We start from the raw sequence: 21,098 nt of genomic DNA on the forward strand, positions 1-21,098 counted from the left end.
TATACGTTTTTATTCCAGACCTGCTTCTTCATTGGTAATACCGTCTGTCTCTTCGTCATTATCCTCAGTCGTCTCAGCTTCATCATCCTCCAGAGGTGCAGGTGCATCAGGATTGGATACTGCATCTCCTGAAGAATCTGCATCCGTACTTCCCGAAGCACTGACAAGATTTGTAGACATCTTATAATTGCCTTCCTCATCCAATATGTGATCTCCATTGGCATCCAGCAGATATCCGTTTTCATCAATCCGGTTTCCATCCCAGTCTATCAGATTGCCATCTGCATCCACCAGATTACCGTCACTGTCAAGTTCGCTGTCCGATATGGAAGTACTCTTTAAATGTCCCTTAAACCCTTCCCACAATTCTGTCTCCGGCACTGTTCCATCTTCAGATTCATCCGGCACTACATTCAGATACGGAAGAAGCTCCGAAAGGATTCCCTGTGCAATATACTGCGGATAAGTACTGTTTGCCTGATCCTCTACATTCGGTTCATCTACAACTACATAAATTACCACAGCCGGGTCATCTACAGGAGCAAATCCAATAAAAGAAACCAGATATTTTCCGTTTCCTCGCGGGTATTTCTCCGCTGTACCTGTTTTACCGCCTGAACTGTAACCCTGCACTTTGGAATGACGGCTGGTACCCTGCTGTACACTCAATGCCATATAGCTTCTGATATCACTGGAAATCCTGGAGGAAATCGTCTGCTTCAGAAGTATCGGCGAGATTGTTTTTACAGTTCCGCCATTACTGTCAAGAACCTTTGTCACAAGATGCGGCTGATAATAATATCCGCCATTGATAACGGAACTCATCGCATTGATTTCCTGGATCATGGTACAGGTAAAACCCTGTCCAAAAGCAGAACATGCAAGTTCTGTTTCCCCCATACTGTCCTTAGTATGGATAATACCTGCGCCTTCATTCGGCAGGTCAATCCCTGTCCTTGTTCCGAAATTAAACAGACTCTGTGCTTTGATAAACTGAGTAGCTCCCATCTTGGCACCAATCTGCATCATTGCATCATTACAGGAGTTTGCAATTACCTCTCCCAGTGTCTCTGTGCCATGTGCGCTCGGATAAACCGCACACTTGATCATAGTATCTCCAAAAGTCTGCGATCCATCGCATACAAATGTATCTGTTTCCTGTATCGCACCCTTTTCCAATGCAGAAGCCATGACGATCGGCTTTACAACAGATCCCGGCTCATAGGCATCTGTGACGCAGAAATTACTCCACATACCATTCAGAGCCTCCACTGTTTCCACATCATTCATCGCTTTGATTTCATCTTCTGTATATACAGCGGAAAGATCTCTCGGATTATTCAGATCATAACGGTCACCACCATCCATGGCAATAATCTCACCGGTGGACGGATTTTCAACAATGACACCTATATTCTTGGCCCCCATTGCCTCTTTAAATCCATTAACATATTTCTCAACAATCTGCTGTGCACCGATGTCAATGCTGGTCTGAATGCTTTTTCCATTCACCGCAGCAATAATGGTCTGCTCCACATCTGAATCATCATTGATATACCCATACTGTCTTCCGTCTACGCCTGTCAGTGTGCTGTTATAGTACCCTTCCAGTCCGATATCTGCCACATCTCTGTCCAGTGCAAAACCAATTGTATCGCATGCTGTTTCATTAAACGGGTAACTTCTCAGATAATCCTCTTCAAACCAGACGCCTTTGATATTTGCCCGTTCCTTTGCCTGCGCTTTAGTAAGACCGGAATCTTCATCCTCTGCCTTATATTTTTCAAATTCTTTCTTTTTGTCCATAGACAGCTGTTTTGTCAGTACCTGATACTGACTCTGGCTGGTTCTTGAATCGGCCAAAAGAGAACGCACTGTTTCTTCATCAATCCCCAACACCTCATTTAAGGCACGTATTGTTGGCTCTACATAGTCCTCATCTGAATTTACAGTTTTACAGTCCAGGATCACATTATAAACTTTATTGCTGGTAGCCAGTATATTTCCGTTCTTGTCATAAATATCGCCTCTCTTTGCCGGCAGTACCTGGCTCTCATATTTCTGCTGTGCCTGACTTAACACCTGTTTTTTGTATTTGCTTCCACTGGTAGCATTAATATAAGTAATTCTCAGCACTAATATTACCAGAAGCAGTAACACAATTCCAAACAATATCAGCAGCTTTTCTTTCATGTTTTGATTTATTTTTCTCTGTGGTCTTCTTCGACTCTTTCTTCCCGTATTGCTCAATTAATCACCTACTTTGAATCTGGTATATCCTGATACTGTCTTACATAGCTGTTACCCGATGTAGAATAGGTTACTGTCTGATCATCTGACGGATATTTCATTCCCAGTCTCCCCAATGCGATCTGCTTGATCTTATTCAGATCCACATTTGATGTCACCTGGCTGTAATATGCATCATTGTCTTCTTTTAAATCTGCCAGTTCCTCCTCAAGAGATGCAACTGTACTCATCTTTGCGGTAATCTCTGATTTGTAACGAAGATATTTCACAGAGCAGAATAATATCGCCACACATACAACTGCCAGAAACGCTACAAATCCCCAGTTCATTGCAGTCGCCTTCTGCCTGTTCTTCTGTGCTTCTTTACTCAACTGATGTTTCTGCCTTGGTACCTGCGCAGGACTCGCCTGCACTCTTCGGTTTCGATTGATCTGCTGCCTTCCCGGATTCTGTCTTCCCGGCTGCCTCTTTCTCTCCGGAACTTCTGCAAGACGTCTGACCGTATTTCCGTCAACATACATTCCTCTGTTTGTTCTGGCACTGGTTCTGCTTCTTCTTGCTGTTTCACTCCTGGTCGTTCTCGCCATTTCATGCCTCTCTAATTATAATACTCTCTCAAAAATCCGAAGCTTTGCACTTTTGGAACGCGGATTCTCTTCCATCTCTGTCTCCCCCGGAAGAATCGGCTTTCTTGTGATCACTTTTCCTTTAGATTTCTTCCCGCATACGCATACAGGAAAATCTGAAGGGCAGGTACACGGATTCTCATTTTTTCTGAAAATCGTCTTTACAATTCTGTCCTCCAGAGAATGAAACGTGATAATGCAAAGTCTTCCGCCATCATCAAGGATATCGATCATTCCATCCAGAGAATCCCGCAGCACATCGAGCTCTCTGTTAAGCTCAATACGGATTGCCTGAAAAGTTCTCTTGGCCGGATGTCCTGACTTCACCTGCATCTTCATGGGAATGGATTCTCTGATGATTTCTGTCAGTTCTCCGGTGGTTGTGATCGGTTTCACCTGTCTGGCGGCAACAATATGTTTTGCAATATTTTTTGCAAATTTATCTTCACCGTAATCACGAATAATACGGTATAATTCTTTTTCTTCATAGCCATTGACAATATCGCCGGCTGTCTGCGTCTGGCGCTGATCCATGCGCATATCGAGCGGTGCATCTACCCTGTAGGTAAAACCGCGTTCTTCATTGTCAAGCTGATAGGAAGATACTCCAAGATCAAGGAGAATCCCGTCGACTTTATAGATGCCTCTTGCTGCCAGTTCCTGTACCATGTAACAATAATTGCTGCGAATGATCGTCGCCTGTTTATAGGGGGCTAACCTCTCACTCGCAGCAATTATCGCATCCTGGTCTTGATCTATGCCAATAAATCTCCCCTTGGCAGAAAGTTTCCTGCATACCTCACCGGCATGCCCTGCACCTCCTAAAGTACCATCCACGTAGATTCCGTCCGGTTTGATATTCAAACCTTCAATGGTCTCTTCCAGTAATACAGATTTGTGTTTAAATTCCATCTCCGTCTCCTGTCTGGATTTACTTTGCAAGATACTTCAAACGAGACCTGTCAGATTGTAATTCCCATGTCCTGCATGCTCTCCGCAATGCTGTCCATGTCATCATAATCACAGATCTCATTCCATTTTTCTTTGCTCCAAACTTCAATTCTGTTCAGATTACCTGTCAGAACCACATCTTTCTCCAGACCGGCAAATTCGCGCAGTGTCTGCGGTACAAGGATTCGTCCCTGCCTGTCCAGTTCACATGTAGTTGCTCCAGCTACAAAGAATCGTGAAAAAGTTCTGGCATTTTTATTTGTAAGTGGTAAAGATCTGAGCTTCATTTCAAAGGATTCCCATTCATCCATCGGATAAATGTAAAGACAGCCATCAAGCCCTCTTGTCAGAACAAACTCTTCCCCTAAGAGTTCCCTGAATTTAGAAGGAATGATCAGACGCCCCTTCGCGTCGATCGTGTGGTTATACTCTCCCATGAACATGTTACTCACCTACTCTCGCAAAATCTGAATCTCCCCTTCAGATTTCTCAGGTGGTAATGGACTCTGCCGTTATTCCCCACTCACCACCACTATTCACCACTTTCTACCACTTATGTGCTTATTCTAAACTATTTAGGCTGAAAAAACAAGGGGGAGAAAAAGATTTTTAAAATTTAGAACTCTGTTAACATTTATGAAACAACCTTATTTTTACGAGAAAAATGGGCTTTTATACACAAAAAGTGGGCTGAATTTCCACTTTCAACCCACTTATCTTTCAGATATATGTTTTTTTACTGTTCTTCTTTTGAATTTGTGGGAGAATTTCCCACATCTGGCTTTACCTGTTCATCCATCTCCGGCCGGATTTCCGGTTCCGGTTTCATTTCAGAAGTCTCAGGAAACATCTGTTTTTCTTTCACTGACTCATCCAGAAATCTTTTTTTCCTCTGCTGGCGTATAGTATCTCTTTTCTGTGCCATCACTCTGCGTACGATCACTACAGGCATAAAAACAGCAAATAACATAGCGGAAATCACCAGCGAAATCCCCACTTTTGTCCCCGGAATATAAAGCTTATCTGTTCTGAGCCATTCAAAGAAAAACCTTCCCAGACCATAACCTGCCAGATAGATCATAAACAATTCGCCTTCATATTTCTTTTTTCGGCGCATGGTCATCAACAGCAGAAATAACAGCAGACACCACAGACTTTCATAAAGAAAAACCGGCTGAACCTGAATATATGAAATCCCATTTATGGTCAGCAGATTATCTCTCATTGCTCCCGAAACTTCTCCTGACCGTACAGCTGAAACCGGTATCTGCATTGCCCATGGCAGATTTGTATATTCTCCGAAAGACTCTCTGTTAAAAAAGTTGCCCCAGCGTCCTATAGCCTGTCCCAGAAGTATTCCGGGACACGCAATATCGGCACTCTGCCAGAATGACGTTTGGGTAATCCTGCAAAATACCGCTGCCGCAAGAAATCCAAAGAGCAGACCACCATATAAAGCGTAACCGCCATTTCGAAAGTCCAGTATGGCATTCAGATTTTCTTTATAAAATCCCCATGAAAAAGCCACATAAAATAATCTGGAACCTGCCACTGAAACTAGCAGGGAGATAAGCATCATATCGAGATACCTGTTCTGATCTTCCCCATTTCGTTTCGCTTCAAGTGTCACAAGTCCCATTCCAAGAAGAGCACCCACAGCAATCAGTACTCCATATATGGTGAATTCCATTCCAAATATCTGAAATGAGCGCGGCACATAATCAAAGACCAGGCCAAGTCCCGGAAAACGTATCGACATTTCCATAAATCACCTGTTCATCATACATTGAATCGGAATAAGATCACATCTCCATCCTGTACAACGTATTCTTTACCTTCCATTCTTACAAGACCTTTCTCTCTGGCACCTGCATAGGAACCACAGTCCAGAAGATCCTGATAATTTACAACCTCAGCTTTGATAAATCCTCTTTCAAAATCTGTATGGATCTTACCTGCTGCCTGCGGAGCCTTTGTTCCGATTTTAATCGTCCATGCTCTTGTCTCATCCTCACCTGAAGTAAGGAAACTCATCAGTCCAAGGAGATGATAGCTTGCTTTTACAAGTTTCTCAAGTCCTGATTCTGTCAGTCCCAGATCCTCCAGGAACATTTTCTTCTCATCATCATCCAGTTCAGAGATCTCTTCTTCGATTTCTGCACAGATAACGAAAATCTCACTGTTCTGCTCTGCCGCATATTTGCGCACTGCCTGTACATGGCTGTTGCTTTCACCGTCATCAGCCAGATCTCCTTCTGCTACGTTTGCTGCATAGATCACAGGCTTCCAGGTAAGCAGATTATAAGTAGACATCCAGGCTTCTTCATCTTCATTTTCCATTTCCATAGTGATTGCCATCTTGCCATCTTCCAGATGTGTTTTTACCTTCTGAAGGAAATCAAGCTCCTTGGCAGCCTCTTTGTCCATGCGTGCTGTTTTTGTAACTTTTGCAATTCTTCTCTCAAGGATCTCAAGGTCTGAGAAGATCAGCTCCAGATTAATAGTTTCAATATCACGGATAGGATCAATACTTCCATCTACATGGATAACATTGGAATCTTCAAAGCAGCGGACTACATGAACGATTGCATCTACCTCACGGATATTTGCAAGGAACTGGTTTCCAAGGCCTTCTCCTTTGGATGCTCCCTTTACAAGTCCTGCAATATCTACGAATTCAATTACAGCAGGTGTCACTTTCTTAGAATGATAAAAGTCTCCGAGAAGCTTCAGTCTCTCATCCGGCACTGTAACAACACCTACATTAGGGTCAATGGTACAGAACGGATAATTTGCAGATTCTGCGCCTGCCTTTGTCAATGAATTAAATAATGTACTTTTTCCAACATTGGGTAATCCGACGATTCCTAATTTCATTTTTTATATTTCCTCCTATAAATCCTTTGATTTTATCCCAGTCCAATAGCTAAATCTTTGATTGACCAACATATCAAATGACAATCAAGTGGATATTCACAATCCAAGCTCTTTGCCTTTTAAATCTTTTCCCATATTTCAGCTTCTCTCATCAGAAGTCCTAATACAGTACTTTGTATTATACCATAGCATCTTATCTTTGTGAATATTCATTTTCATCTCATCTCCTGCTAATATTTCCACACTTTTCGAAATGAATTTTTCAAATTCTTCTCTCGCCTCATTTCTATTTCTAATTATTGTAAAAATCATTTTTATGCCGGCTCAAAAAATGTCCTTACACATATTCAAAAGATGAAGGGCATAAATACAGCCTCTTATAGAATACTTGAAAACAAAAAAGCACTCACCTATTTCAGGTAAATGCCTTAGTCAAGCGGATATTCACAATCCGCTTTGCTACTTGCTCATAACCGAATAACTGCTCCGCAGTTTATCAGAAAGATTCAGCCTTCCCCTCCGGGAAAATAATTTTAAACACAAAGAAGAAAATCACCATGGAAACTCCACCTGTGATAATTGTCACAAGCATGTTATAGACTGCCGGTGCCACATATGCAGATGCAACTGGCATCCACAGATTATTAAATCCATTACAAATCAGTGAAATTACCACCCATGCTATAAAATACCAGATTGCCTGATATACAGGATTTCCATGGCTTTTAAAAGTAATATTTCTCTGAAGCGGAAAATTGATACACTGTGCAAGAAATGACCCCAATTCATAACTGATAAAATAGCCAAGTCCACCACCGATCAGTATATTCCCCGTTGCATCACGCAATACATTATACCCCAGTAAACTCCATGTAAATTTTACTCCAAACAGATTCATGGAAACCTTTGGCCACATAAATTCTGTACCAGCCAGACCAATTCCCAAAATCCCTGGTAAAAATGTAAATACAAGATACTGGAATACTGTCACGCCCATACTGAATATAACAAAATAGAATATCTGATAAAGCCATTTTGCAAAAGTAGCATGTTTCTCTTCAAAACATTTCCATATATTTTTTATATGATTCATCTGCACTTCCCTCCGGCTCCTTTTAATAATTTTTCATATTTCTTATTATTTCTTCTGTTTCTGAAATATCCGCCAACTACTTTTTTTACTCCAAGCATAAAATGGCCATTCACAGCATCGACAATTCCATATACCATTTCCATACTGACGGCCCCGCCGGTCATCTTGGCAATCCCCCGAAACGGCATATTGTAAATAAAAAGAATATTCAGATCTGGCTTTCCCTGTGCCTCACTCTTCTTTTTCATTTTTGTGAGATATCTATATATCAGCCTTGCAAGTCGGCTTTTTGCATAATACATCTGACAGATTGCATCATTGATTTCCAGATTTCCACTCCATCTCCCGTTCGGTATCTCATGGCCAAGAAGTTCACGAAATTCCTCATCTGATATTTTCTGCACGATTCCTGTATAATAGTAAGGCATTTTTGCCGGATTATACGGATACCCTTTACTATTTCCTGTTCTCTCAGTCATACCTGTTAAACGAATATCTGCAACACTGGCTCCTACCATAATCTGATAAGTTCCTGTTTCTATTTCCCACTGTCCCGTTTTTATATTCCAATAACGGAATGTCTTATCATCAAAGGGAATCCTGAGCTGTCTGCTTTCTCCTGCCTTTAGATAAACTTTTGCAAAACCTTTCAGTTCTTTTTCCGGTCGGAACACGATTGCATTAGGAAGTCCTACATACATCTGAACAACCTCTGCTCCATCTCTGTCACCTGTATTGGTAACCGAAACTTTGATTCCATCCTCTTCTATGATAAGATCAGAATATGTAAATTCCGTATAGGAAAGCCCAAAGCCAAATGGATATTGCACCCGAACTTTTGAAGTATCATAATAGCGATATCCCACATAAACACTCTCTCGGTATTCCGATGTTTTCTCATTACTTGGATAATATCGGAATGCCGGTATCTGTTCATAAGATATGGGATATGTTTCTGCCAGTCTTCCTGATGGATTCACTTTTCCGGTCAGAATATCCAATGTTGCAGAAGCGCCTGCCTGTCCATTCAGATAGCCATGCAAAATCGCTTTGCAGCAGGTGTGCCATGGCATTTCTATCGCAGATCCTGCACTCAGTATTCCAATAATATTTTCATTCACTTTACTGATATCCTGCAGAAGATCTATCTGATTCTGCGGAATACGCATATGGGTTCTATCCAGTCCTTCTGATTCACTGATCTCATCAAGACCAAAGCAGAAAATCACAATATCTGCGTTCATGGCCAAATTTAATGCAAACTTTCTATCATTCTCATCTACATCTCCATTTCTCTGATAGCCTCTTGTCATCCCCAGAATATTCAGATCATATTGTTGCAAAATCGATGACATATCTTCTACTTTTGTTGGATTGACCATAGAAGACCCTGCCCCCTGATATCTGGGTGAAAAAGCAAAATCTCCAATAACAGCGATGGATTTTTTTGTATCCAGCGGAAGAATCTGTTTTTCATTTTTCAGAAGAATCATGCTTTCTGCTGCTGCTTTCCTTGCCAGTTGATGATGTGCATTTCTGTCAAAGTTTTTATCTGAAAGCTTCTTCCCTGATGTCAGTTCCATCACTGCATCCACCAGTTCTCCAACTCTTTCATCCAAATCCGCTTCCTTCAGCGTTCCATTTCGGACAGCAGCAATCACTTCTCTTGCAGAATCGTACCCACAGGACGGCATCTCCAGATTTGAGCCGGCAGCAACACCTTTCACATGGTCATTGCTTCCGCCCCAGTCTGTTACTACAATTCCATCAAATCCCCATTCTTTGCGCAAGATATCTGTCAAAAGATGTTTGTCCTCATTAGCATAAATCCCATTAATCTGGTTGTAACTGCTCATGATTGCTTTTGCGTGTCCTTCTTTAACAGCTATCTCAAAACCGGTCAGATAAATTTCTCTTAATGTCCGTTCGTCAACAACTGCGTCCATTGCCATTCTCCGAAGTTCCTGACTGTTAACCGCCAGATGCTTCGGGCAGGCATAAACGCCTTTACTCTGTATTCCACGAATATATGACGCTGCCATCTTCCCGGAAAGATATGGATCTTCTGAAAAATATTCAAAATTTCTTCCACATAATGGGCTTCTTTTAATATTTAATCCCGGACCAAGCAGGATATTTACATCCATACTTGCTGCTTCCTCTCCAAGAGCCTGTCCAATCTCTTCCCCCAGATCCTGATTCCAGCTGTTTGCTATCGTCGCTGCTGTGGGAAAACAAGTTGCATTCAAGGATGCATTCAATCCCAGATGGTCTCCTGCTCCTGCCTGTTTTCTGATTCCATGCGGTCCATCTGAAAGAAAGATGGACGGGATGGAAAGCCTGTCAATTTCTCTGGTCTGCCAGACAGTTTTTCCACTGAGTATCGCTGCCTTTTCTTCTATTGTCATCTTTTCAACCAATTTTTGCTGTTTCATAACTGTTTTCCATCCCACTTTCATCCTTATTCAACATTCTTTCTTTTCTTATATCCTCTGATTACCAGTACTTCCATTCCGGCCATGAAAAGTGCTATTACAATGTCGATTCCAATTCCTGCTTTTTTCCAGTTTTCCATACCTGTTTCTTCGTGTTCTCCATCATAAGCCCAGCTGCTTACAACTGTATACATGACATTTTTGCAGGCATTCCTCATCTGAAGTACAGCTGTTGGATGCTCCGGATTGGCTACATTGTTCTCTTCTCCGTTGAATGTGGACAACATTGCATCTACTCCATTCGCCAAAGCTGCATCTGCATTCATAAATCCATGACCATTGTTTCGGAAGAAGTCTGTAAGCGCCATTCCCCTGAATCCCCATTCATCTCTGAGAACTGTATTCATAAGGTTACTGCTTTCTCCAGTCCATTTATCTCCAAGGAAACTCCAGGAAACCATAACCGCATTTGCGCCACCCTGTTTTACAGAAATTTCAAATGGTTTCAGATAGATTTCCCGGATTGCCTGCTCATTTGACCAGACACTTACCATCTTTGCATTTCCCTCATACAGAGCAAAATGTTTGATATAAGAATAAACCCCATACTTTCTTGCTCCTTCTACTGCTTTTGCTCCCATATTTCCTGCAAGAACTCCATCTTCTGAAAAGTATTCATAGTTTCTTGCTCCAAATGCGGTTCTATGAGTATTCATACCTGGTGCATACCAGCCTTCTGCACCCATTTCCTGACTGATCTTGCCCATGCATTCACCCCAGGCCTGTGCAAGTTCCTTATTCCATGTGGAAGCAACCACAACTTCAATTGGAAATCCAATAGAACCAACTCCTGTAAAGTTGTTATTAATTGCTGCTGGTCCATCGAAATCAAGTGTAGCCACTTTTCCCACAGAATCCATGGCTGGCAGTCTGATAACCTGCCATTGCAATCATATTTGCCATTTCATCAACAGTAAGCTGATCCAGAAGTTTTTCCCAACGAGGATCGTCATAATCAGCATCACGCATATCAGCTAATGTAAGTCCATTATCTGCTCCCGTTGTCGGCATTACATCCTCATCATTGAGATATGTAGTCTTATCAAAGTTGCTGTTCAGATGATATTCAGAAACATATGGCTCACCCAGCTCTGCAGATGCCGGTGCTGCTGTAGCCTCTTCATAATTTGCAAAATGATCTGCTCGTGATAAATATGTCACATCGCCTTTTGCATCTTCAAATACATTTGTTGCTGCAGTATCATCTGAAGTTCTTTTATTTTCTCCCTTATATACTACATCTTTATCTGCAGTATAAGTTTTCTGATCCAGCACAGTATGTGAATCGCTGTTGATAGAAATCACATAATCGCCTTTTTCAAGAACATATGCTTTTGCATTATTCTCATCATAAGAGGCCATATCTTCTATACTGAATGTGACTGTAACAGTCTGAGATTCTCCCGGCTGAAGCAGATCTGTTTTTGCAAACTCGATCAGATTTGCAGAAGATTTCTCAATTCCGCCATTTGTATATGGCGGTTTATAATACACTTCTACTACATCTTTTCCGGCAACATCTCCTGTGTTGGTTACTTCTACATCTACAGAAATCTGTCCGTCTTTTTCCTCCAGTTCACCCATTTTCTGTTCAAATTCCGTATAACTCAGACCATATCCAAATGGATACTGTACAGTCTTATCGTAATCAATCGCACCTTCCTGTGCAGCTGTTTCATAGTACTTGTATCCTACATAAATACCTTCCACATAATTGGTAAATGCCGGAGCATACACCTGCGCAGTTCCTGCATTCATTCCTTCAACGGCCATATCTGCCAGATTTGTATACTCCGTTTTTTCTGCATTATTCCACCACGGAGCAGTCGTCATATCATAAATAAATGTATCCGGTGTTTTTCCGGAAGGATTGACTTCACCTGAAAATACTTTACCAAGTGCATTAAATCCCACATTTCCCGTTCCGGGACACCATACAACAGATTTAATCTGAGGATATTCATCTGCGAAACCAAATTCAAACTGATTTGCTCCATTATAAACCACAATCACATTATCAAAGTTTGAGCAAACCATATCCACCATATCTCTCTCAGTTTGTGAAAGCTGTAAATAATGCTCTCCCTCAGGAAAATCATCATATTCATCTGAATTATTATCATATGCTGCTTTTCTTACATCCATAGGAATATCATTATGACCTTCACCTGCTTTTCTGGAAAGAACCACAACTGCCACATCAGAATACTCTTTCGCACTTTTAATAAGCTCATCACTGTAAGTATCTACAGGTGGCTCCGGTAATGTCCAGCTCTGTTTCTGGATAGACATTTCCGGATTATCTGCACCATAATTGTTATAAAAATCAACCAGCTCCTGGTTAATAGAAAATCCGGCATTTTCAAGTCCCTGATTCAGACTGACAATATCATACAGATCATTAATTCCACCGGAACCAGCTCCGCCGTAAGCCGGATTAATAGATTCCCAGCCAAAAATATTCAGTTTTTTTGTTTCATTTAAAGGAAGCAGGCTTTCATTCTTCAGAAGAACAATTCCGTCTTCCATAATTTCTTCTGCTACTTCCGCAGCTTCTTCATTTGTTTCATCGCTTAAAGTTCCATTTCCCGTTGCCAGTCCAATCAACGTAGACATTGGTCCAAAACAGATCATATTCACGCAGACAACAACTGCAAGAACCATTGCGATCGCAGCTTCTCCTCTTATCAGAAATCTTTTGCCCCTGGACATCCTGCGGCATACGATCATAATTACGATTCCAATTACAAGTGCAGCAATAATACCGATAATATACGGTTTGCATAATTGTAATACCGCCAGAACATCTTCCATTTCAACACTGATCATTCTCTTTTTCCTCCTTTGACTCTCTCGTCTTTTTCAGGTATCATTTCCTGTTGGCATTACTATAACATGGTTATTATTTCGTGCCGTTTTTGGCACAAGATGCAGCAAATATGGCACAAAATACCCAGAGCATTACAATACTCTGGGTAAAAGAATCTTTAATTCAAACCAGTTCTGCTGTACTCCAAATACTACAGAACCATCATATTTTTCTACAGCTTTACGAATACTCTTCAATCCAAAACCATGGTTTTTACTATCCTTTTTTGTTGTTGTAATCAGATCCTCTTCATTTTTGGAAATTTCTGCTTCACAATAATTCTCTATCTTGATGAACACAAATCCTTTTTGAGCGGATACTGTCAGATGGATCAGTCTTTTTTCCGGATCTGGAATTAAAATTACATGTTCAATCGCATTATCCAAAGCATTTCCAAATATAGAACATATATCTGTTACATGCATATGATCCAATAATTTTCCATCTGCCACACAGGTAATCTGTATATGATTTTTTCGACAATGGAAAATCTTAGCTGCCAAAATCGTATCAAGTACCTGATTCCCCGTTCTGCTTATATTCTCAAAAGCAGCGATTTCCTTTTCCATGGAATCAATCCATTTTTTTCGTTTCTCTTCATCTGATTCCGCACGAAGTCCCGTTATCTGGTGTTTCAGATCATGGTATTTCATTTGTATGAGATCCAGGCTGTCCTGATAATTTCGGTATTGATCATACTGGCTTTTCAGCATCACGTTCATTACTGAAAGTTCTTTCTCGGCAACATACTCACTGATCCTGCTCTGATAAGCATGCAGGATTGCAATTCCTCCAAAATCGATCAGTGTTCTGATAGAAAAAATATCTGCACGTTCTCTGCTCGCAAATGGTGCATTTTCATTTAAAAAGCTCAGATTACTAAAAGCAAAGATTGCAACAGCCATGATTGCCGCCGCTACTACTTCCTTTACTGTCATCTGTTCAAGATAATTCTGCTTCAGAAGATCTTTTTCTAAATAAATATCAATAGTAAAGCAGCCTCCAAAAACAACCATCGTGATCAGAATTTCAACCCCGAGGCTCTGATTCCCCCATGCCTGTACAATAGATACCATCTGCCACTGCAGCGAAGCTGCAAACTCAGCAAGAACAAATGCACGGGCACAGCAATAAGCCGCTCCCAGAGGCTTCATATTTCCTCCGACCATAAGAAATCCATACATCATACCTGCAGCGATCATCATACAGGGAATCCACAAAATTTCAGTTACGCTGCCTGTCAAAGTCAGAAAAATACTCTGCATTGCCAACATGAAAAGACTGCCTATAAGAAAATGTACAGATTTCATGTTTTCTTTTTTTAGGATATAAAGATAAACCAGACATGATCCCCACTCTGCTATTGCCGTATAAATTCTTGGAATATCCTGATATAACATAGTATCCTCCATTTCGCATGAAATCATTCCATATTGAGGTTTTGCAGAAGCAGATTCATGAATTCTTTTTTTCTGGTTCTGCTGACAGGTATATGTACATTATGGATCACACAATCAGAACCAACAAATCCCTCTACATGATTCATATTTACCAGATATCCCTTTGCACATCGAAAAAAATTATGTACCGCAAGTTTTTCTTCGAGTTCTTTCATCGTAATTCTTGAACAGTAATCTCCTCTCGAAGTATGATAAATTACATTATGTCTCTGCCCCTCAATAAAATAGATATCTGCTATATCTATCTTTACAACTCCTTCCCCAATCGGAATCGTAAGAAATTCTTTAACCTCAGAACGCATACGACCAACTGCTTTATCCAGTTTCTGCGAAAAAGAAAAATACTCAACTGGTTTTACTACATAATCCATTGCATCAACTTCGTATCCACGTACTGCATATTGAATCATATTTGTAATAAACATGATAATTACTTTCTGATCCATCTGACGGATTTTTTCTGCTGCTGTCATACCATCCATGAACCGCATCTGAATATCCATCAGAATAATGTCAAAACCGCCATTGTAATTTTCAGTGATATCTTCTCCATCACCAAATACTGTAACCTTTATTGATCTTCCCCTTTCCGTTTGATATTTCCGGATATACTCTGTTAATTGTTTTACGTAAATTTCTTCATCTTCCACAATTGCAATCTGTATCATCCTATACCCTCCACAAGAATTGCATTTTTTGTAACTGTTCAAGCCCGCACAATATAGTTCCAGGTTTTTACTGTTATTTTATAAATAACTTTTGTTTTAGTATATCACTGCTTCATTCCTGAGTCAAGTGGATGTAATATTACAAATTACACCTGTATAATCTGGTTTTCTTTTATCGTATATCCACAGTTATCGCATACACTGTCGCCAACTGTTTTTCCATCTCTCACAAATACTTCTATATCTGCACTACATTTCGGACATTTAACTTCTTCAATTGAAGTCATGTTTCTGGCGTCCATACATCCTGAAAAAAATCCCATCTTTTCACCTTTTTCCTGTATATATTCTATTATTTTCTTAACCTAATTTTTCTTTTATTTTTTTATCTCATCTACTGCTGTCTGGCTGAAATCATAAAGAGAACCTCCCTCTCTCACAGTCCTAGCTTCTTTACAATTTCTCCCAGTGCACTTCTGACCGGAGAATCTTTCGGAAGCTGTATAATCGGCTTTCCATCACAGTCATACTGATAAACCTGGTTATCATGAGGCACCACTCCCAGCAGCTCCAGTCCCTGATTCCGGATTTCTTCCAGAGTTCCGACGTCCAGTTTTCCATCCGGAACACGATTCACGATTAATCCAGTTTTCTGTGGTTTAAAGTTTAACTCCTTCATCAGCTTTGCAATACGTCCGGCTGCCTGAACACCTCTTCTGGAACAGTCACTTACAAGAATAGCAACTTCCATCATTGGCAGGATTCCTCTGCTGATATGTTCCATACCTGCTTCGTTATCAACCACAATATATGGATAATGACTTTGCAGTTTCTGAACCTGGGTCTGCACAAGGCCATTTACAAAACAATAGCAGCCCTGTCCCTGGGTTCGTCCCATTACCATCAAATCATAATCGTCTTCTTCTGCAATCGCATCAGAAAGACGCATTTCCAGATATGCCTGTTTTGTCATACCGGAGGGAATCTGATATCGTGGGTCTATGCCTGCCCGCTCAATTTCTTCTCTCAGCTCCCCAAGTGTGACCTCCGGCTCAACACCGAGCACTTCGTTCAAATTTGCATTTGCATCTGCATCCACCGCCAGGACCGGACGTTTTCCGCTTTCACATAAATACTGGATCAACAATCCACAAAGAGTTGTTTTTCCTACGCCACCTTTTCCTGATACTGCAATTACATGTCCCATGTTTTTCCTCCTAAAATTCTGAACAATCTGTTGACTTTTTCTTTAAACCTCATTATAGTTGTTACTATATAAATTACAATAATCAGTCTGTGAGATTTGTATGGTTACTCAACACATCAGAAAAATTGTTGAGAAATCATATGATACTAACTAATACAGGAGTATATAATGTCAGAAAAAACGAGAAAACAAGATCGCCGTACCCGCTATACCAGGCAAACCATAAAAGATACGTTCTTAGAATTGTTAAATCAGAAAAGTTTTACGAAAATTACAGTTACAGAGGTCTGCAAAAATGCTGAAATCAACCGTGGCACTTTTTATCTTCATTACTACGATATCTATGATGTATTATCAGATATTTTTAATGATATGACTCAGGATATGTTAACAACTGTAGATCATTTATTCTGTCTAAATCAAAAAAGCTGTTCCTATCCGTTCTGTCAGAAAATACAGATGGAATCACAATACAGGGCACTGTTTCTGGATGATGCAATTGCCCCTATTCTTCTGGAAAAAATAGCAGAAAATACAAAAGAAGGCTATGTGACCTGGCTTATGTCACACAGCCTCCTGACCTTTGAACAGGCAGAATCGGTTTTTTATTTTCAAATGAATGGCTGCCTTTCCATCAACAGACTGATGCTCCGCAATCACTGTAATGACTGGAAACAGATTCAGACAACAATTGACAAATTTATCAAATCCGGGCTGGAAAGTTTTCTGATTCATGATCAGAGAGAAGAAAATGCTTCCGATAATTTTTGCAGCAAAATTTCTCCAACTGTTACCGCATCTTCTACACTCAGATAATGATCGGCATGATCCTGAAGAAATATTTTGCCAGATGCAGGAAATTCTTCATCTGCAAACCATATCTTTAAAGTTACCGGATATCTTGGCAGAACTGGAAAAACAGCACACAGATCCGCCTTTGTCTCTGTGAATTCTGCACCCAGGTTTTTACATGCTTTCTGAATTTTCTCAGGATCTTTATCCTGCAAAAGCTTTTCCAGTTTCTGCTCTGCAGTCCGGTCGAACTTGGTTCCTCGAATCAATCCATCTTTCAGGTTACCAAAAGTAATGAGTTTCTGTGAACCTTCTGTTCCATCGGCCATATCCAGATAATGCAGCAATGTCAGATAATGCCATTCGTCCATGTCTGAGTTAATACAAAATTCAGGGAGTTGAATTTCAATCGTTTCATAAAAACTCAGTACTTCAAGCACATTTCGGCTGCTATGAAAAACAGCCCCACTTTTTGCAGCAATATCCTCTCCGGAACGATTTTGCAGCCGTTTTACTGCTGCCTGCAACATTTCCTGAAATGCACGATTTTCTGTTTGATTTTTGTATTCCATAAGTTCTCCTTTGTGAATATTTATAGTATCTGTGTTGACTTTTCCTTTAAATTTCATTATAGTTGTAATTATATTATTTACAATCATCAAAATAATAAATATGCACCGTTTCTCAACACATTGAAAAGAACTGTTGAGAACTTGAAATGTTTTAGACAAACCAGAAATATTTTTGTCTCAAAAATGTGAAAGCAAAATCATTATATCATACTACAAGGAGTTTCTTATCATGAAATATTCAACGAAATTAAGTGATACTGTTCATGTGATGGTTCTGATTGCTATCAACCAGGAAAAATCTCTCTCCAGCGCCTCAATTGCAGAAAGTGTCCATACAAATCCCGGCTTTGTACGCCAGCTTATGTTAAAACTAAAAAAAGCCGGACTTATGACCAGTGTAGCCGGACATGCCCGTCCTTCTCTTTCAAAACCAGCAGACCAGATTACATTGCTGGATATTTATAAAGCAGTTGAAGGTGATAAACCATTGCTTCATTTAGATACTCATACCAATCCAGATTGTGGCGTTGGCATTAACATTCAGTTATCTTTGCAGGGATTCTATAATGAAATTCAAAAAAACGCTGAAGAAAAGATGAATACGATTACTTTACAGGATATCATAAATACTTATTACCAGAGAACATCCATGCAAAATGATTTACAGAATATTATATAGCAGGAGAAACGAAAAAGGACTTCCAGATATGGATTATCTTCTAAATGATGACAAATCTGATAACGATTTGGCGAGGAAAATTTTTATATTTTCTAATCCAGGGCTTTTCTTGTTATCATGCCCGCCTCCGTGCGGGCATTTTTAAATTCAACAGAGCACCGCAGGCGGTCTTTCCTATAAAGTAAAAAAAGCGGTAAATTCAGCTCATCTGCAAGCTCCAGTGCCTCCCTGGGAAACTCATCAAAAAAAACGTGTCTTGTATTTTAGTCTCTTGACATTATCATAAGCAACACCCCTGAGCTAAATGTAACTCTGGCATGTTCGCTGATGATCTCATTGCTTACAGTAAGTCCACTGTCTGCTGCTGTCAGACAATAGTTACTCAGGGGATATTTAAATCCTTCCAGAGTCAGATCTGTCACATTTCCTCCAAATGGAAAAAATGACACATATTTTCCAAACTGTTCTGACTTTTTCAGAACTGTTCCGTCTGAAATAAGTTTCATATAATTATACTGATCCACAAGTGTTACTTCTGCCCCCTGGTTTTGTGCCAGGACGAGGAGTCCGAAATTCGCCATCAGATGGTCTACTCTGTTTCCTGTCACACCAAAGATCACTATCTTTTTCGCACCGGTCCTGATCGCATAATTCATGGCAGACTGTGTATCTGAGTCATCTTTTTCCGGTCTCAGGCGGATAACTTTTATTTCTTTTTTTTCATTTCCAAAGCCTTTTTGCAATTTCCACTCAGTCATTCCACCATAGGGAATTTCACTGTCCATACTTCTTTCTTCATGAATTTCCAGGAATTTTTTTCCATCTTCAGACAGACTGTCAAAATCTCCAATAACTGCATCCGGCAAAAGCTGATGCTCCAGAAAGAATTCCAGCCCTTTATCAGCTGCGATCAGACAGGCTTCATTCTTTTTTAAAAAATCGAGGGCAAAATCACTGTGGATATTGCCCCCGCTTACAATTATCGTATCTATCATGCTCTTCCTCAGTCAATCCTTCTTATGATCTCATCCATTCGTTCTCTGGCATGTTTTACATTTTTTGCCAGATCATCGTTGAAAACATAAGAACCTGCTACCAGCAGATTTGCACCTGCTGTGAGCACTGTCTCCATTGTCTCATCATTGATGCCACCATCAACCTGAACATCTACATCCAGATCCTCGGCCTCGATCAGTTCACGTACTTCCCTGATCTTCTCCGTACATTCTTCCATATACTTCTGACCGCCAAATCCCGGCTGTACAGTCATGATCAGAACCATATCCACATCGCTGAGCATATGGCTTATATCATTTACAGGTGTAGCCGGTTTGATGGAAACCCCCACCTTCACACCTGCTTCCCTGATCTGTTCAATAGTTCTCTCAAGATCTTCACATGCCTCCGCATGTACTGTAATGGAATCTGCCCCACATTCCACAAAATCTCTGATATATCTCTCAGGCTCTGTAACCATGAGATGTACATCAAAAAACAACTTTGATTCCTTTCGGATAGACTTTATCACCGGCATTCCAAAAGAAATACTCGGTACAAAATCACCATCCATAACATCAATATGAAGCCATTCAATCCCCTCTTTTTCCAGGGTTTTGATCTGTTCGCCCAAACGGTTAAAATCTGCCGATAAAATAGAAGGGCACAACTGATACATAATTAGAATCTCCTTTTCTCTTTTAATTCATTATAAAGTCCCAGATAATCTTCATAGCGAAGCTGGCTGATCTCATGCTCAGCCAATGCTGCTTTCACACCACAGTCCGGTTCATGGATATGTCTGCATCCCTGAAATCTGCACTGTTCTTCATATCTGCGAAACTCCGGAAAATACGCCTTAAGTTCCTGTTCTTCTATATCTGTCAGATATAAAGAAGAAAATCCCGGTGTATCCATCAGATAAGTATCATGTCCCACCGGTATCACCTGAGAATGACGCGTGGTATGCTTTCCACGTTTCAGCTTCTTACTTATCTCCCCGGTTTCCATCTGTACATTTTCCTGCAGTGCATTGGTGATTGAAGATTTTCCTACACCGGAAGGTCCTGCAACTACAGTTGTTTTTCCTTTCAGGATCTCATGTATCTCATCCAGTCCCTCTCCATTAAAAGTACTGGAAAAAATCACATCATATCCACAGCTCTTATAAGTTTCATATAAAAACTCCAGTTCTTCCTGTTTTGCAAGATCTTTCTTGTTAAAACATATAACAGCCGGAACATTCTCTTTCTCCATCATGATCAGAAAACGGTCAAGCAGCATAAAATTAGGTTTCGGACTCTCCATCGCAAAAATCACAAAAGCCTGATCCACATTGGCAACGGCCGGACGGATCAATGAATTTTTTCTGGGAAGGATGGCAGTCACACTGCCTTCCTTCTCCTGTTCATCCAAAACCTCTATCTCCACATTATCCCCTACAAGAGGTTTCTGTTTATCTTTTCTGAATATTCCCTTTGCCTTGCATTCATAAATCTCATCATTTTCTGCATAGATGTAATAAAATCCTGCAATTCCTTTGATTATCTTTCCCTGCATGGA

General features: G+C 40.4%; 19 protein-coding genes and 1 pseudogene. 2 read left to right on the forward strand and 18 right to left on the reverse strand.

Features of this window, described 5'->3' with window-relative positions; genetic code table 11:
* Positions 1-9: 9 nt before the first annotated feature.
* From AC075L_RS11940 to AC075L_RS12005, 14 genes and pseudogenes are all read right to left on the reverse strand, one after another.
* The gene (locus AC075L_RS11940) at positions 10-2,193 is read right to left on the reverse strand and encodes a peptidoglycan D,D-transpeptidase FtsI family protein (RefSeq protein ID WP_055149537.1); all 2,184 of its coding nucleotides are present in this window, start codon (positions 2,191-2,193) and stop codon (positions 10-12) included.
* Between the two features lie 65 nt (positions 2,194-2,258).
* On the reverse strand, positions 2,259-2,837 hold the full coding sequence (locus AC075L_RS11945; protein ID WP_055052683.1) for an FtsB/FtsL family cell division protein: 579 nt from the start codon (positions 2,835-2,837) through the stop codon (positions 2,259-2,261).
* Positions 2,838-2,852: 15 nt separating this feature from the next.
* Positions 2,853-3,788 carry a 16S rRNA (cytosine(1402)-N(4))-methyltransferase RsmH gene (gene rsmH, locus AC075L_RS11950; RefSeq protein ID WP_055058148.1) on the reverse strand — a complete coding sequence of 312 codons (936 nt, stop codon included), beginning with the start codon at positions 3,786-3,788 and terminating at the stop codon, positions 2,853-2,855.
* 50 nt (positions 3,789-3,838) lie between these two features.
* Positions 3,839-4,270 (reverse strand): division/cell wall cluster transcriptional repressor MraZ, encoded by a 432-nt coding sequence (mraZ, locus tag AC075L_RS11955; RefSeq protein WP_020993618.1) that lies wholly within the window; start codon positions 4,268-4,270, stop codon positions 3,839-3,841.
* A gap of 293 nt (positions 4,271-4,563) precedes the next feature.
* A complete protein-coding gene (lgt, locus tag AC075L_RS11960) occupies positions 4,564-5,592 on the reverse strand; it encodes a prolipoprotein diacylglyceryl transferase (protein WP_118569027.1) in 1,029 nt (342 codons plus the stop codon).
* Positions 5,593-5,606: 14 nt separating this feature from the next.
* Complete coding sequence (gene ychF / locus AC075L_RS11965; protein ID WP_008706507.1) at positions 5,607-6,704, reverse strand: redox-regulated ATPase YchF; 1,098 nt, start codon at positions 6,702-6,704, stop codon at positions 5,607-5,609.
* A gap of 138 nt (positions 6,705-6,842) precedes the next feature.
* Entirely contained in the window at positions 6,843-7,016 is a 174-nt protein-coding gene (locus AC075L_RS11970) for a hypothetical protein (protein ID WP_156331169.1), read from the reverse strand.
* 184 nt (positions 7,017-7,200) lie between these two features.
* Positions 7,201-7,797: a hypothetical protein gene (locus tag AC075L_RS11975; protein WP_055059339.1), complete on the reverse strand. Its 597-nt coding sequence runs from the start codon at positions 7,795-7,797 to the stop codon at positions 7,201-7,203.
* Complete coding sequence (locus AC075L_RS11980; RefSeq protein WP_196049191.1) at positions 7,794-10,232, reverse strand: glycoside hydrolase family 3 C-terminal domain-containing protein; 2,439 nt, start codon at positions 10,230-10,232, stop codon at positions 7,794-7,796. Before AC075L_RS11980 ends, AC075L_RS11975 begins: the two co-directional genes overlap by 4 nt.
* Before the next feature lie 26 nt (positions 10,233-10,258).
* A pseudogene (locus tag AC075L_RS11985) lies at positions 10,259-13,121 on the reverse strand (glycoside hydrolase family 3 C-terminal domain-containing protein).
* 132 nt (positions 13,122-13,253) lie between these two features.
* Positions 13,254-14,561: an ATP-binding protein gene (locus AC075L_RS11990; RefSeq protein ID WP_044996326.1), complete on the reverse strand. Its 1,308-nt coding sequence runs from the start codon at positions 14,559-14,561 to the stop codon at positions 13,254-13,256.
* A gap of 23 nt (positions 14,562-14,584) precedes the next feature.
* Positions 14,585-15,289 carry a LytR/AlgR family response regulator transcription factor gene (locus AC075L_RS11995; protein WP_025578142.1) on the reverse strand — a complete coding sequence of 235 codons (705 nt, stop codon included), beginning with the start codon at positions 15,287-15,289 and terminating at the stop codon, positions 14,585-14,587.
* A gap of 146 nt (positions 15,290-15,435) precedes the next feature.
* The gene (locus AC075L_RS12000) at positions 15,436-15,612 is read right to left on the reverse strand and encodes a hypothetical protein (protein ID WP_155512369.1); all 177 of its coding nucleotides are present in this window, start codon (positions 15,610-15,612) and stop codon (positions 15,436-15,438) included.
* Between the two features lie 113 nt (positions 15,613-15,725).
* The gene (locus tag AC075L_RS12005) at positions 15,726-16,496 is read right to left on the reverse strand and encodes an ATP-binding protein (RefSeq protein WP_025578143.1); all 771 of its coding nucleotides are present in this window, start codon (positions 16,494-16,496) and stop codon (positions 15,726-15,728) included.
* 168 nt (positions 16,497-16,664) lie between these two features.
* Between AC075L_RS12005 and AC075L_RS12010 the strand changes: the two genes are divergently transcribed.
* Positions 16,665-17,312 carry a TetR/AcrR family transcriptional regulator gene (locus AC075L_RS12010; RefSeq protein WP_025578144.1) on the forward strand — a complete coding sequence of 216 codons (648 nt, stop codon included), beginning with the start codon at positions 16,665-16,667 and terminating at the stop codon, positions 17,310-17,312.
* On the opposite strand, the gene AC075L_RS12015 is transcribed toward AC075L_RS12010, so the two are convergent.
* A complete protein-coding gene (locus tag AC075L_RS12015; RefSeq protein WP_025578146.1) occupies positions 17,234-17,860 on the reverse strand; it encodes a DUF3786 domain-containing protein in 627 nt (208 codons plus the stop codon). The genes AC075L_RS12010 and AC075L_RS12015 overlap by 79 nt on opposite strands.
* A 229-nt stretch (positions 17,861-18,089) precedes the next feature.
* On the opposite strand from AC075L_RS12015, the gene AC075L_RS12020 reads away from it, so the two are divergent.
* Positions 18,090-18,539: an Rrf2 family transcriptional regulator gene (locus AC075L_RS12020; RefSeq protein ID WP_055059332.1), complete on the forward strand. Its 450-nt coding sequence runs from the start codon at positions 18,090-18,092 to the stop codon at positions 18,537-18,539.
* 263 nt (positions 18,540-18,802) lie between these two features.
* On the opposite strand, the gene AC075L_RS12025 is transcribed toward AC075L_RS12020, so the two are convergent.
* From AC075L_RS12025 to rsgA, 3 genes are read right to left on the reverse strand one after another with little or no spacing between them, the layout of a single operon-like run.
* Positions 18,803-19,534: a thiamine diphosphokinase gene (locus AC075L_RS12025; RefSeq protein WP_195277520.1), complete on the reverse strand. Its 732-nt coding sequence runs from the start codon at positions 19,532-19,534 to the stop codon at positions 18,803-18,805.
* Between the two features lie 8 nt (positions 19,535-19,542).
* Complete coding sequence (rpe, locus tag AC075L_RS12030; RefSeq protein WP_026648253.1) at positions 19,543-20,217, reverse strand: ribulose-phosphate 3-epimerase; 675 nt, start codon at positions 20,215-20,217, stop codon at positions 19,543-19,545.
* Positions 20,217-21,095, reverse strand: coding sequence for a ribosome small subunit-dependent GTPase A (gene rsgA / locus AC075L_RS12035; protein WP_055059330.1), 879 nt, complete (start codon positions 21,093-21,095; stop codon positions 20,217-20,219). Before rsgA ends, rpe begins: the two co-directional genes overlap by 1 nt.
* Positions 21,096-21,098: the final 3 nt, after the last annotated feature.

The sequence above is a fragment of the Blautia sp. ZXY-1-B12 genome (assembly GCF_056339915.1).